Source organism: Mycobacterium vicinigordonae, from assembly GCF_013466425.1.
In the GTDB taxonomy this organism is placed as follows: Bacteria; Actinomycetota; Actinomycetes; order Mycobacteriales; family Mycobacteriaceae; genus Mycobacterium; species Mycobacterium vicinigordonae.
Window position 1 is genome coordinate 3,440,799 of sequence record NZ_CP059165.1, and the last position, 13,538, is coordinate 3,454,336.

The 13,538-nt window shown below is 65.9% G+C and carries 11 protein-coding genes; 7 read left to right on the forward strand and 4 right to left on the reverse strand.

All coding sequences use genetic code 11. From position 1 onward, the window contains the following. Nucleotides 1–292: 292 nt before the first annotated feature. The gene (locus H0P51_RS15590) at nt 293–1,711 is read left to right on the forward strand and encodes a PPE family protein, SVP subgroup (protein WP_180913717.1); all 1,419 of its coding nucleotides are present in this window, start codon (nt 293–295) and stop codon (nt 1,709–1,711) included. A 164-nt stretch (nt 1,712–1,875) separates the two neighbouring features. Then, on the forward strand, nt 1,876–2,457 hold the full coding sequence (locus tag H0P51_RS15595) for a nuclear transport factor 2 family protein (RefSeq protein ID WP_180913718.1): 582 nt from the start codon (nt 1,876–1,878) through the stop codon (nt 2,455–2,457). On the opposite strand, the gene H0P51_RS15600 is transcribed toward H0P51_RS15595, so the two are convergent. After that, complete coding sequence (locus tag H0P51_RS15600; RefSeq protein ID WP_180913719.1) at nt 2,450–3,094, reverse strand: cutinase family protein; 645 nt, start codon at nt 3,092–3,094, stop codon at nt 2,450–2,452. The two genes, H0P51_RS15595 and H0P51_RS15600, sit on opposite strands and share 8 nt — an antisense overlap. 144 nt (nt 3,095–3,238) lie before the next feature. On the opposite strand from H0P51_RS15600, the gene H0P51_RS15605 reads away from it, so the two are divergent. From H0P51_RS15605 to H0P51_RS15620, 4 genes are all read left to right on the forward strand, one after another. Next, nucleotides 3,239–3,559, forward strand: a complete 321-nt coding sequence (locus tag H0P51_RS15605) for a hypothetical protein (RefSeq protein ID WP_180913720.1) — start codon at nt 3,239–3,241, stop codon at nt 3,557–3,559. A 39-nt stretch (nt 3,560–3,598) separates the two neighbouring features. Continuing rightward, the gene (gene hrpA / locus H0P51_RS15610; RefSeq protein WP_180913721.1) at nt 3,599–7,507 is read left to right on the forward strand and encodes an ATP-dependent RNA helicase HrpA; all 3,909 of its coding nucleotides are present in this window, start codon (nt 3,599–3,601) and stop codon (nt 7,505–7,507) included. 45 nt (nt 7,508–7,552) lie between these two features. Then, nucleotides 7,553–9,070 carry a glucose-6-phosphate dehydrogenase gene (gene zwf, locus H0P51_RS15615; RefSeq protein WP_180913722.1) on the forward strand — a complete coding sequence of 506 codons (1,518 nt, stop codon included), beginning with the start codon at nt 7,553–7,555 and terminating at the stop codon, nt 9,068–9,070. A gap of 87 nt (nt 9,071–9,157) precedes the next feature. Continuing rightward, nucleotides 9,158–10,393 carry an osmoprotectant NAGGN system M42 family peptidase gene (locus H0P51_RS15620; protein WP_180913723.1) on the forward strand — a complete coding sequence of 412 codons (1,236 nt, stop codon included), beginning with the start codon at nt 9,158–9,160 and terminating at the stop codon, nt 10,391–10,393. Nucleotides 10,394–10,402: 9 nt separating this feature from the next. Here the strand turns inward: H0P51_RS15620 and H0P51_RS15625 are convergent, their stop codons facing one another. Together H0P51_RS15625 and H0P51_RS15630 are read right to left on the reverse strand one after the other, a co-directional pair. After that, a complete protein-coding gene (locus H0P51_RS15625) occupies nt 10,403–11,251 on the reverse strand; it encodes an aldo/keto reductase (protein WP_180913724.1) in 849 nt (282 codons plus the stop codon). Nucleotides 11,252–11,304: 53 nt separating this feature from the next. Next, complete coding sequence (locus H0P51_RS15630) at nt 11,305–12,228, reverse strand: class I SAM-dependent methyltransferase (RefSeq protein WP_180918994.1); 924 nt, start codon at nt 12,226–12,228, stop codon at nt 11,305–11,307. Between the two features lie 81 nt (nt 12,229–12,309). Here H0P51_RS15630 and H0P51_RS15635 point away from each other — a divergent pair, with 81 nt between their 5' ends. Next, entirely contained in the window at nt 12,310–12,540 is a 231-nt protein-coding gene (locus tag H0P51_RS15635) for a DUF167 domain-containing protein (protein WP_180913725.1), read from the forward strand. On the opposite strand, the gene H0P51_RS15640 is transcribed toward H0P51_RS15635, so the two are convergent. After that, on the reverse strand, nt 12,537–13,490 hold the full coding sequence (locus tag H0P51_RS15640; protein WP_246397986.1) for a GGDEF domain-containing protein: 954 nt from the start codon (nt 13,488–13,490) through the stop codon (nt 12,537–12,539). The two genes, H0P51_RS15635 and H0P51_RS15640, sit on opposite strands and share 4 nt — an antisense overlap. Nucleotides 13,491–13,538 lie beyond the last annotated feature (48 nt).

Genomic DNA, 13,538 nt, shown 5'->3' on the forward strand with positions numbered 1-13,538 from the left:
CCACCGTTTGTGATGACGACCACGCCGTTTGCCAGGCGGCGAAATTTAAGTCATGGGACGTTTATGTGATTTATTGGTAACGGCTGTGCGAACGACGGGCGACATCCTGTCGACCTGCCGTCGCGCATCCAGGTGCTTTTCAGTTCATACGCTGCAGCGACGGGGGGAACGTCGTACCGACCATCCGGCGGACTGGACCCCGCAGAGCCGGAGTCCTGACGCCGTCGCGGATGGCCGGAAGGGCGCCGGAGCGCACGGGCTTGCGCCCGACCAAACGACCGGAGGAAACGCCATGGACTTCGGATTGTTGCCGCCGGAGATCAACTCCGCGTTGATGTATGCCGGTCCTGGTTCAGGTTCGATGCTGGGCGCGGCCGCGGCGTGGGACGGGCTGTCCGCCGAGCTGTATTCGACGGCGAGCGCGTACCAGTCGGTGATCTCGACGCTGACTTCGGCCCCGTGGGTGGGCCCGGCATCAGCGTCGATGGCCGGGGCGGCTGCTCCGTACGTAGCGTGGTTGCAGGCCACCGCGATCCAAGCCGAGCAAACCTCCGGCCAGGCGAAAGCGGCGGCCGTCGCATATGAGACTGCCTTCGCCGAAACGGTGCCACCTCCGGTTGTCGCGGCAAACCGCGCCCTGCTGGCGACGCTCGTCGCGACAAACTTCTTCGGCCAGAACACTCCGGCAATCGCACTGACCGAAACGCAGTACGCGGAGATGTGGGCCCAGGACTCGGCCGCGATGCTGACCTACGCCGCGTCGTCGGCCTCGGCGACCACCTTGACCCCGTTCACCGAGCCCGAGCCCACCACCAGTTCCGGTGGTTTGCCGGCCCAGGCGGCCGCGGTGGCGCAAGCGACCAGCACGTCTGCCGGCGACGCGCAGAGCGCCGTGTCGTCGGCGCAACAAACGTTCGCCGCGGTACCCAACGCACTGACCGGGTTGGCCAGCCCGGCCGCGGTGACCGACCCCCTGGTGTCCGGCCTGTCGCTCCTGCAATTGCTGGACCTGGTGGCCGACCTCAGTGGCATCTTCGTCGATCCGGAACTCGGCCTATCGGGCCTGACACTCGACGGGATCCTGGCCGGCACGGCGCTGCCCTACGACATCAACGGCTACTACATCGGTGAACACACCGACGACATCGTCAGTGGTTGGGCGGGTGTTCAGAGTTGGCCCGGTACCGACCCGGCACCCCCGACGTCTTTTCCGGTCATCAACTCCGGAGTTTCGGCGGGGCTCGGCGAAGCCAGTTCGGTTGGCGCGCTGTCGGTGCCGGAGGGCTGGACGATGGCCGCCCCGAACGTTCGGCTTGCCGCAATGGCCTTGCCGGCCACCAGCGCGGCCGCGGCCGCTGAGGCCTCCGGCGTCGGCAGCGTGTTCAGCCAGATGGCCCTGGCGGGCATGGCCGGTCGCGCGATGGCCGGAACCACCGGATCTGGCGGTGGCGCCGGGGCGCGCACCCGGGAGCGTGTCGGCGGCGGCGTGACCAAGCGGCCGGCCGACGCCAAGTGCGAGGCCAAGGACGAGACCGGGCCGACCGGCGATGCGAAGGGGGAGGCTACTGCGGGGGCCGCCAGCCCGCCGCCCCTTGGTGGCCCGATCACCAGCATCGCTGCCGAGCTACGGGAGCTCGCTTCGCTGCGCGACGCGGGCATCCTCACCGATGAGGAATTCACTGAGCAGAAGCGGCGCCTGCTCCCGCGCTGATGCCCGGCCCTGACGCGGGTGCGCCTTCGTGCCGGACGCTCGCCGCGCTCCGTGTACCTTCGCACACCTGACCCGCGATTCTGTTGGCCTCCAACCGGTTTCCTTGACCCTAGTTATCCTGCGGCCGCGATGACACAATCGGAGTGCCCCGCCAGGAGGTGTCCATGCCCTACGCCATCGACCCGACGAAGACCTTTCGGTTACTCGAGCAGCGGATCGCGAACACGACCAATCCGCGACATCTTCAGATGCTTAAGCAGGTACTCCGGCATGCCGTCGGCGAAGCAGAGATCGACCTCAGCGCGGTGATGTCGACGCTGTGCGCGCATCCGCGCTACATGGCTTGGGGCGCCCCGCCGGAGATGAGCCCCCAAGGACGACATGCCGTGCAAGCCTTCTACGAGGACACGATCGTCAAAGGTGGCCAATTCTGCCTCGAACTCGACATCGACCGCATCGTCGTCGACGACGACACCATAGTGACCGAGGGCTACTTTCGCTCGGTTTACCACGGCGCTGATGCGGCGCGACAAGGCTTCCCGGCCGATGACCCCGAGGGCTTCTATCTGCTGACGATGCGAATGTTGATCGTGTGGCCGTTCGACTCCGACGGGTTCATCGTGGGCGAAGAGACCTATTCAGCGATCACCACGCCAGACTTCTTCGTAAAGATCGACACGTCCGAGGTGCCGCAGAACTTCCGCGACTTCATCGCGGACCGCCCATCTGAGAGTGCGGCTACTTGACCCGATTGGCGGCAAAGGTCGCGGCCTGGTTGACCATTCCATTCTCGATGTAAGAGACGTGCGCCATGATGTTGCCGCCTCCGGTGCAGATCGGATCGTCGGAAGCGCACTGGCTGATCAGCTTGCCGGCGTAGGCCGGGTTCAGTGTCGGTAGCGGGCCACCGCCCCAGAGCGCACTGGAGAAGCCGCTGGACGGCTCGCCGAAGTATGCGATCGCGGCGACGTGACTGGCGGTCGCGGGCGGCATCTGGTTGCTGGCCAAGTCGATGACGGTGGCGCCCTGGGAGTAGCCGCCCAGCACGATCTTGGTGTTCGGGCAACCGGCCACGGTGCCTTGGATGTGAGCGCTGGCGTCGTCGGCGCCCGCCGATGCGCTGTTGTGGTAGTCATCGTTGGCCGGGTAGTTCACTGCATAGACCTCGACAGACTTTCCGGCGATTTGCGAGGTGAGGGAGTCGACGAAGGCCTGGCCAATGTTGCCGAGTCCCGGGTCCTGGTGGGTACCGCGCGCGAACACGATCGAGACGTCGGAACACGGGTCGGCATTGGCGGTCGGTACGGCGATGGGCACGCTCAGCAGCGCCCACGCCGCCACGACGGAGACACCGAGAAAACGTACGAGGCTGCGTGCAGTCATGTCCCGATCCTGGCATACCGCCACAATTGGCGTTGCCGGCGGTTCGCTTATTGTCGCTGCTGCGTTTGGTATCTATCCGCGACGGGCAAACCCGGGCAAGATCACCGATGAAGTAACTGACAACAGCGCGATGCGAGGTGTGCTATGTGGTCAATCGTTTGCCGGTTGACGGCTGTGGCCGCGATGGTGGTGGCGCCGATGGCGATTGTGACGTTGGTCGATCCCGCGGTGAGTTCGGCCGATTGCGGTGCCGGTGAATGGTGGGATCCGACCGGCAAGGTGTGCCGCCCGCTCGGGGTGGGACCACAGCCGCTGGCCTGTGCAGACGGCGAATGGTGGGATCCCACCGCGAACGTGTGCCGCCCCTTGGGGGTGGGCCCACAGCCGCTGGCGTGCGACAACGGCTGGTGGTGGGACCCGGGAACCAATACCTGCCAGCCACCGGTGATACCTCCCTCGCAGTAGCCGGGCGCGGCACCACGCCAGACGCCTATCCTGTCGCGAGTGCCTGAAACGCCGCTCGCCGAGTTGCGCCACCGCCTCGATGAGCTGACCATCCGAGATGCTGCCCGGCTGCGCCGTCGGTTGCGCAACGTGCGCGGCGACTCCCCCGAGAAGCTGCGGCAGCTACACGGCCAGGTCGCCGCCGCGGAGTCGTTGGTCGCGGCACGGCGGGCTGCCGTCCCCGAGGTCAACTATCCCGACCTGCCGGTCAGCCAGCGCCGGCAGGAGATCGCCGACGCGGTCGCGGCTCACCAGGTGGTGATCGTTGCGGGCGAGACCGGCTCGGGCAAGACGACACAGCTGCCCAAGATCTGTCTGGACATGGGGCGGGGTGTCCGAGGCATCATCGGGCACACTCAGCCCCGGCGGCTGGCGGCCCGCACGGTGGCGATGCGTGTCGCCGATGAACTGCACAGTCCGCTGGGCGATGTGGTGGGCTACACGGTCCGGTTCACCGACCAGGTCAGCGACCGCACACTTGTCAAGCTAATGACGGACGGCATCTTGTTGGCCGAGATCCAGCGTGATCGACGTCTGCTGCGCTACGACACGCTGATCTTGGACGAGGCCCACGAACGCAGCCTGAACATCGACTTTCTGCTGGGCTACCTGCGCGAGCTGCTGCCGCGCAGGCCCGATCTAAAGCTGATCGTCACGTCGGCGACCATCGAGCCTCAACGGTTCGCCACACACTTCGGTGGAGCGCCAATCGTCGAGGTTTCCGGGCGGACGTATCCGGTGGAGATTCGGTACCGGCCGTTGGAAGTTCCAATCGCCGCGAGCCCACAGGCGGAGGCGGGCGACCCGGACGACCCCGATCATGAGATCGTGCGCACTGAGAGCCGCGACGAGATCGAGGCGATCGTCGACGCGATCGGCGAACTAGCAGCCGAACCGGCCGGCGACGTTTTGGTGTTCTTGTCCGGTGAACGCGAAATCCGGGACACCGCGGAAGCGTTGAGCAATCTGAAAAGCGCTGAAGTGCTGCCGCTCTACGCTCGGCTGCCGACCGCGGAGCAACAGAAGGTGTTCACTCCCCACACGGGGCGACGCGTGGTGCTGGCGACCAACGTCGCCGAAACCTCGCTGACGGTGCCCGGGATCCGCTACGTCGTCGATCCGGGCAACGCCCGCATCTCGCGGTATAGCCGCAAACTCAAAGTGCAGCGGTTACCGATCGAACCCATCTCTCAGGCGTCCGCGGCGCAGCGGGCCGGCCGGTGCGGCCGGGTCGCGCCAGGAGTGTGTATCCGGCTCTACGCCGAAGACGATTTCAATGGCCGCCCCCGTTACACCGAACCGGAGATCCTGCGCACCAACCTCGCCGCGGTGCTGCTGCAGATGGCGGCGCTGCAACTGGGCGACATCGAGAACTTCCCTTTCTTGGACCCGCCGGACCGACGCAGCGTCCGCGACGGCGTGCAACTGTTGCAGGAACTCGGCGCGTTCGACCGGCAGGGCGCGATCACCGATGTGGGACGCCGGCTAGCGCGGTTGCCCGTGGATCCGCGGTTGGGCCGGATGATCTTGCAGGCCGGGGCCGAGGGTTGCGTGCGGGAGGTGCTGGTGCTGGCCGCGGCGCTCACAATCCCCGATCCGCGGGAGCGGCCGGTCGACCGAGAGGAGGCGGCCCGCCAGCAGCACGCTCGGTTCGCCGACGAGCATTCGGATTTCACGGCTTACCTCAACCTCTGGAACTATTTACGCGAGCAACGTAAAGAGTTGTCCAGCAGCGCTTTTCGGCGGATGTGCCGCAACGAGTTTCTACATTACCTGCGTATCCGGGAGTGGCAGGACCTCGTCGGGCAGCTGCGCGGGATCGCCCGCGATCTCGGTATTCGCGAATCCGACGAATCGGCCGGTCAGGCCGAGATCCATGCGGCGCTGCTGGCTGGTCTGCTGTCTCACATTGGCCTGCGCCGCGAGGATTCGCGGGAGTATCTGGGTGCGCGTAATGCGCGGTTCGTCCTCGCGCCAGGCTCCGCCCTTGGTAAGAGGCCCCCACGCTGGGTGATGGTGGCAGAGCTGGTCGAGACCAGCCGTCTGTACGGGCGCACCGCGGCTCGCATTCAGCCGGAGTTAGTCGAGCGAATCGCGGGTGATCTGGTTCAGCGCACCTACAGTGAGCCGCACTGGGATGCCAAGCGCGGCGAGGTACTGGCCTATGAGCGGGTGTCGCTGTACGGGTTGCCGCTGATCGCACGGCGCCGCGTCGGGTACGGAGGCATCGAGCCGGCGGTGGCGCGCGAATTGTTCGTCCGCCACGCGCTGGTGGAGGGGGACTGGCAGACCCGCCACCAGTTCTTCGCCGACAATGCCCGGTTGCGGGCCGCGCTTAAGGAGCTCGAGGAGCGGGCGCGCCGCCGCGACTTGCTGGTCGGCGACGACGATATCTACGCGCTCTACGACACCCGGATCCCCGCCGACATCGTCTCGGCGCGGCACTTCGACGGATGGTGGAAGAAGCAGCGGCGCCGGACTCCGGATCTGCTGACGTTCACCCGTGAGGATTTGCTGCACACCGGCAATGCTGGCGCTGACGACCGCCCGGACACCTGGCGCAGCGGCGATGCCGCGCTGCCCCTGACGTACCGGTTCGAGCCCGGCGCCGCCGACGACGGTGTCACTGTGCACGTGCCGATCGACGTGCTGGCCCGGTTGGGTGGCGACGAGTTTGCCTGGCAGGTTCCGGCGCTGCGCGAGGAACTCATCACCGCCCTGATCCGATCGCTGCCAAAAGAGTTGCGGCGCAACTTCGTTCCCGCACCCGATACCGCCCGCGCGGTGCTGGCCGGAATCGACCCCTCCGGTGAGCCGCTGCTGGATGCGGTGCAGCGCGAATTGCGCCGCCGCACCGGGATTCTGGTTCCTCTCGACGCTTTCGACGTGCACAGGTTGCCGCCCCATCTTCGGGTCACGTTCGCCGTAGAATCCGCCGACGGCAGCGAGGTCGCCCGCGGCAAGAACCTGCAAGCGCTGCAGGAGAAACTCGCGGCGCCGGCGCGCGTAGCGGTCGCCGAGGCGGTCGCCGGCGCCTTGGAACGGACCGGATTGCGGAATTGGCCCGACGACTTGACGGAGTTACCTCGTGTCGTCGAGCGCGTTATGGAGGAGCGCTCAGTGCGAGGGTTCCCCGCCTTCGTCGATGCAGGTGAGGCGGTGGACGTGCGCGTTTACGCAACCCAGTTCGAGCAGGGCAGCACCATGCGGCCCGGTCTGCGGCGGTTGCTGCGACTGAGCATTCCTTCACCGGTGAAAACCGTTGAACGACAACTAGATCCGCGAACCCGACTGGCGCTGGGAAGTAACCCCAACGGCTCGGTAGCCGCGCTGCTTGAAGACTGCGCAGACGCGGCCACGGATGTGCTGGCCACTCAGCCGGTGTGGACGCGTGACGAATTCGCGAAGTTGCGCGCTCGCGTCACGCAGGCTCTGGTGGTCACCACCGTCGACATCGTGGGCCGCCTGGAGGAGGTGCTGGCCGGCGCGCGAGAGGTGCAACTGCGACTGCCCGCCGAACCGCCGGCTGCGCAAGCCGACGCGATCGCCGATATCCGCGCCCAGCTCGACCGGTTGTTGCCGCCGGGATTCGTCACCGCCACCGGGGGCGAGCAACTCGGTAACCTCACCCGCTACCTGATGGCGATCAGCCGTCGCCTCGACCGGCTGCCGCATGCGACCCAACCTGACCGGGATCGCATGCAGCGGGTGCACGCCGTGCAGGAGGCCTACGACCGGCTGGTGCAGGCGCTCCCGCCGGCCCGGGCCGCGGCGGCCGATGTGCGCGACATCGCCCGTCAGATCGAGGAGCTGCGGGTCAGTTTGTGGGCCCAGCAACTCGGCACCCCACGCTCGGTCAGCGAACAGCGGATCTTGCGGACCATCGACGCCGTGCAAGGGCAAATCTGACCCGGGCTGCTGCGAACCCCGGGCAGCGATGGAAGTATCGCTGGGGTGGCCAACAAAAAACCGCAGACGATCTCCTATCCGGCGACCGACGCCCGCCCTCACCGCCACCACACCGCCGCACTGGACCCGCACGTCATCGTGTTGTTCGGCGCGACAGGGGATCTGGCCAAGCGAAAGCTAATTCCCGGGCTGGCTTACCTGGACCAGTCCGAGCTTGCGCCGGACATCCAGATCATTGCGACATCGTTGGAGGACCTCACCGACGACGAGTTCCGCAAGATCGCCAAGCACGCGATCGAGTCGTTCGGCACCCACAAGCTCAACAGCGAGCAGTGGGAGGACTTCGCCAGGATCGTGCACTACGTTCCGCAGGGCGCCGGGGCTCAGGCGTTGGCCGAGGCGGTCGCTCAGGCCGAGAAGAATCTGGGGCCCGATGTGCGCCGTCTGCATTACCTGTCCGTGCCGCCGAAGGCCGCGCGTGACGTGATCACGATGCTGCGTGACGCCGACCTGGTCGAGCGGTCCCGGGTGGTGATGGAGAAGCCGTTCGGCACCGATCTGGACAGTGCGGTCGCGCTCAACGATTTCGTGCATGAAACCTTCGAGGAATCCCAGATCTTCCGCATCGACCATTTCCTGGGGAAGGAGGCGGCACAGAACATCCTCGCGTTCCGCTTCGCCAACGGGCTATTCGAACCGATCTGGAACCGCAACTTCATCGACCACATCCAGATCGACATCCCGGAAACCCTTGGGCTCGACGAACGGGCCAACTTCTACGAGAACACCGGCGCCTACAAGGACATGGTGGTGACCCACCTGTTCCAGGTGATGGCGTTCGTGGTGATGGAGCCGCCGACTGCGCTTGAGCCGTACGCCATCAGCGAAGAGAAGAACAAAGTATTCCGGTCGATGCTGCCGGTGAAGACCGCCAACGTGGTGCGCGGTCAGTACGCCGGTTACCGCAAGGAGAAGGGTGTGGCCAAGGACTCCGACACCGAGACGTTCATTGCGCTAAAGGTCGGTATCGACAACTGGCGCTGGGCCGGCGTCCCGATCTATCTGCGCACCGGCAAGAAGATGGCCGAGGGTATCCGTATCATCTCGATCGCCTTCAAGGAGGCGCCGCGGACGATGTTCCCGCCAGGATCGGGGGTCGGGACACAAGGGCCGGACCACCTCACATTCGATTTGGCCGACAACTCGAAGGTGTCGCTGTCGTTCTACGGCAAGCGACCTGGCCCGGGGATGAAGCTGGACAAGCTGTCGATGCAATTCTCCTCACAGGAGGTGGACACCGTCGTCGACGTGCTCGAGGCCTATGAGCGGCTCATCCTGGATGCGATGCGCGGCGATCACACGCTGTTCACTACTGCCGAGGGCATCGAGTCGCTGTGGGAGCGTTCCCAGGACCTGCTCGACGACCCGCCGCCGGCCAAGATGTACCAGCCGGGAACCTGGGGCCCCAACGCCATCCATCAGCTGATCGCGCCCAACGCGTGGCGGTTGCCGTTCGAGCGGGAATGGCGCCAAGCGCCCAACGCCAACCGGGGCCGACAGTAACTGCCCAGGGCGACTGAGTAGGTTGAACGCGATTCTGGACAAGGCAGAACAGAAGTCCGGACAAAGCAAAGATTGAAGGGAGCATCCGTGGGCCAAGAAGCGGCCATGGCCGAGCCCGATCGTGCGTGGATGATCGACACGCTGCTCGCACTGCTGCAGACCCCGAGTCCGTCGGGGCGTACCGACGCGGTGATGCAGCTGATCGGTGACATCTTGGACGACTTCGGTGTGCCCTTCTCCCTGACCCGCCGCGGTGCGCTGACCGCGGAGCTCACCGGTGAGTCGAAGACGACGGACCGCGCCCTGGTGGTGCACGCCGACACGATCGGCTGCATGGTGCGTCAGCTCAAGGACAACGGGCGCCTCGAGCTGGTGCCGGTCGGCACCTTCTCGGCGCGGTTCGCGGCAGGCGCCCGGGTGCGGATCTTCATCGACGATCCCGACGGGTTCATCACCGGCACGGTCATGCCGCTCAAGGCCAGCGGGCACGCGTTCGGCGACGAGATCGACACCCAGCCCACCGACTGGGAGCACGTCGAGGTCCGAGTGGACCGGCGGGTGAGCTCGAGGGACGACCTGGTCCGTCTGGGACTGAATGTTGGTGACTTCGTCGCGCTGATCACGAGCCCCGAACTCACCGCCGATGGGTTCATCGTTTCGCGCCACCTGGACGGGAAGGCCGGCGTTGCGGTCGCGCTCGCACTGGCCAAGAATTTTTCGGAGAACAAGGTGGTGCTCCCGCACCGAACCACGATCATGGTGACCATCACCGAGGAGGTCGGCCACGGCGCCAGCCACGGGTTGCCCGCCGACGTCGCCGAGCTGGTGTCGGTGGACAACGCGGTGTGCGCTCCCGGCCAGCACTCCCTGGAGGACGGCGTCACGATTCCGATGGCCGACATGCACGGCCCGTTCGACTACCACCTGACCCGCAAACTATGTCGACTCGCCGAGGAACGCGGCATTCGGTATGCGCGAGATGTGTTCCGCTACTACAGGTCCGACGCCGCCGCGGCGATCGAGGCGGGTGCGGGCACCCGGGCCGCCCTGGTCGGGTTCGGCCTCGACGGCAGCCACGGCTGGGAGCGCACCCACATGGATTCGTTGGAGGCGGTATACAACCTGTTGCACGCGTGGCTGCAGACACCGCTCACGTTCGCCCACTGGGACGCCAAGCCGTCGGGCAAGCTACGCGATTTCCCGTCTTCAAAGCAGCCCGCGCCATCGGAGCAGTGGGTGCCGTTGTCGCGCGGCGAACACGGCGACCCCGGGGAGGCGGCGCCGGGGACGCACTGGCCGCCGGCGGAAGGGCCCCAGAGTTAAGTCCCGGCCTCAGTCGGGGATGTAGTCGAACTTGTCCGGGTGCGGCCCGTTGCGGCCGTCCTCGCCGCGGTCGAGGCCGCTGATGGCGGCCATGTCGTCCCCGGACAGCTCGAAGTCGAAGATGTCAAAGTTCTCTCTCATGCGTTCGGGGTTCACCGACTTCGGGAACACGATGTCGCCGCGCTGGATGTGCCAGCGCAGCACCACCTGAGCAGCCGTTTTACCGGTCGTCGCGGCGATGCCCGCGAGCACCTGATCGTCGAGGACCTTGCCCTGGGCGATCGGCGACCATGCCTCGGTCGCGATCCCGTGCTCGATGTCGTAGGCGCGGACCTCATCGTTGGCGAAGTACGGGTGCACCTCGATCTGGTTGACGGCGGGTATCGTCTGCGCGCGGGCGGCGAGCTGGTCTAGGTGCTCCGGCTGGAAGTTGGAGACGCCGATGCTGCGGGCGCGTCCTTCTTTGGCGAATTCCTCGAGCGTGATCCAGGTCGACACGAAATCGCCGTCATACAGCGTCGGTAGCGGCCAGTGGATCAGGAACAGGTCGACGTAGTCGGAACCCAGCGCGCTCAGGGTGTCCTGGAACGCACGACGCGCATCGTCGGGCCGGTGGAAGCCGTTATTGAGCTTGCTGGTCACGAAAACCTCGGCGCGGTCGAGACCCGCGTCGCGAATCCCTTGCCCGACTTCCTTCTCATTGCCGTACATCTCCGCGGTGTCGACATGCCGGTAGCCGGCTTCGAGGGCTGAACGTACCGCTGCCGCAGTCTCGGCCGGTTTGATCTGGAAGACGCCGAAGCCCAGCTGCGGGATCGCGTTCCCGTCGTTCAGGGTGATTGACGGGACATTGCGCATATTTGTTCCTCCTCGTCCGTACGGCTGTGGACGGGGATACCCACTTCGCGCGATCAACTCAATTCGGCGCTGAGGTAGCCGACCGCGCCGCGGAACATAGCGAGGTTCTCGTTGTCTGGCATCTCGAAGCCGTACTTGGCGTAGACCTGTTCGGTGGGGTAGCGGGTCACTGTCCAGCCGCCGGCCTCCAGGTAGTCGCCGGCTGGCCGCCGCGGGCCGAGCCACACCAGTTCGGCGACGTCAATGTCCAGTCCGTGCTTGCGCCAGCCGCTTCGCATGGCTCGCGCACGCTCGTCAGTGAACACACTCATGTCGGTGATGTTCTCCGTCGCGATGCGGCTGGCCGGTGCACTCAGTGCGGTGATGTTGTCGAGTAGCCGGTCTTGGGCGTCCGGGGGCAGATAGGGCAGCAGCCCCTCGGCGATCCACGCGGTGGGTTCTGACGCGTCGAACATGTTGTCGCGCAACGCCTCCGGCCAGTCTTCGCGCAAGTCAACGCCAACCGGGCGGCGCTCGGCGGTCGGTTCGGCGCCGATCTGGGCCAGGGTGACGCTCTTGAAGTTAATGACGTCGGGCTGATCGACCTCGAACACCACGGTGCCCGCGGGCCAGTCCAGACGGTATGCCCGGGCATCGAGCCCAGCGGCCAAGATGACGGCTTGACGGATGCCGGCCTCCGTCGCGGCGCGGAAGAAGTCGTCGAAGTACCGAGTGCGCGCGGTGATCTGCTCACGTCGCTGCTGATAGGTGAACGGCATTTCGGAGTCTTCGAGCGGGATCTCGCCGTCGAGCATCCGGACGAAGAACGGATGTCCTACGGCGCGCACCAGCGGTTCGGCGAATGGATCATCCAGAAGTGGATCCGGTTCGCTGGACGCCAACGCGCGGGACGCCGCCACCATCGTCGCGGTCGCTCCCACGCTGGAGGCGAGATCCCAGCTGTCGCCTTCGGAACGCGCTGAACCTGAAGATGTCACCGACTGCTCCCGTCCCTCGATACTTCGCCAGCCTAACCGCGTCGGCATCAAGCTGCTCCGTGACGACTAGCCTCTCCTAATATGACGGACACCGTCGTCGTCAAAGTCAAGCCAGGCAGCCGCAAGGGTCCCCTCGTCGAGGTGGACTCGGAGGGCAAGCTGACCATCTACGTCCGCGAGCGGGCCATCGACGGCAAGGCCAACGACGCGGTGCTCAAAGTGCTGGCCGCGCACCTTGAATTACCAAGGAGCCGAATCGAATTGGTATCCGGGACGACTTCGCGGATCAAGCGCTTCCGGGTCATTAGCTAGTCGGTGCTCAGACTGCGGGACCGCTTGGCCGCGTACATGTGTTCGTCGGCGAGCCGTAACACGTCCCGCTCGCCAGCGGCAATCCCGGCACTGAAGCCGACGCTGCCACCCACTTCCGCCCAATGCGCACGAAGTCGTTCGACGACCTGCTCAGCCTGTTCCCGGTCGGCATCGACGAGCATCAGCAGGAACTCGTCGCCGCCGATGCGAAACACCACGTCGTCTCTGCGAACCGACCACCGCAGTGCGTCGGCGAATGCCACCAGAAGCTCGTCGCCGGCTTCGTGACCATAGCGGTCGTTGTAGCGCTTGAAGTTGTCAAGATCGAGCAGCACCACGGTCGATTCGCCGGCATGCATCGAAAGCCGCGGCCCCAGCGTGCTCCGGTCCAGGAGTTGGGTAAGCGCGTCTGTCTGCGCGACCTTGCGCAGCAATACGCTTTGCTGTTCCAACTGCGCGATGAGCCAGGCAGGCACTTCGGCGACCAGGATCCACATGATCGCCGTCAGGATCACGTTAGGCAGCGCACCGGGTAGTTGCCTCTGGCCGCCTATGACCAGCGCCGGTACCGCGAGCGGCAGCAGACCGAGCGAGCGCCAGCGAGGCCGCGTCAGGCCGAGGTAAGCGAAGTTGATTGTGATGGTGCCGGGGTAGTCCCGGGTGGCATAGGGCTGCACCAATCCAACGACCAGCGTGGTGACGAGCGCTATCAAAGGCCACGAGATCAGCAGAGATCGACGGTCCTGCCAACCGCGCAGCCACCCGATTAGCGCCCCGAACAGGCCGAAGGCTGCTGCGGCACCAAGCAACCAGTGCAGTCGTGTGTCGTGCTTTGCGACGTCATAACGGGCTGCGGCCACAGCGTAGATGCCGAGCATGCCGAGGAAGCCGATCAAGCCGATCAGATGCCAGCGCCGCGCCGACGGCTGCGGGTCCACATACCAGGACACGAGGTAAGGATAAGGTGGTCGCCGACTCGCTGACCTGGCTTCTGGCAG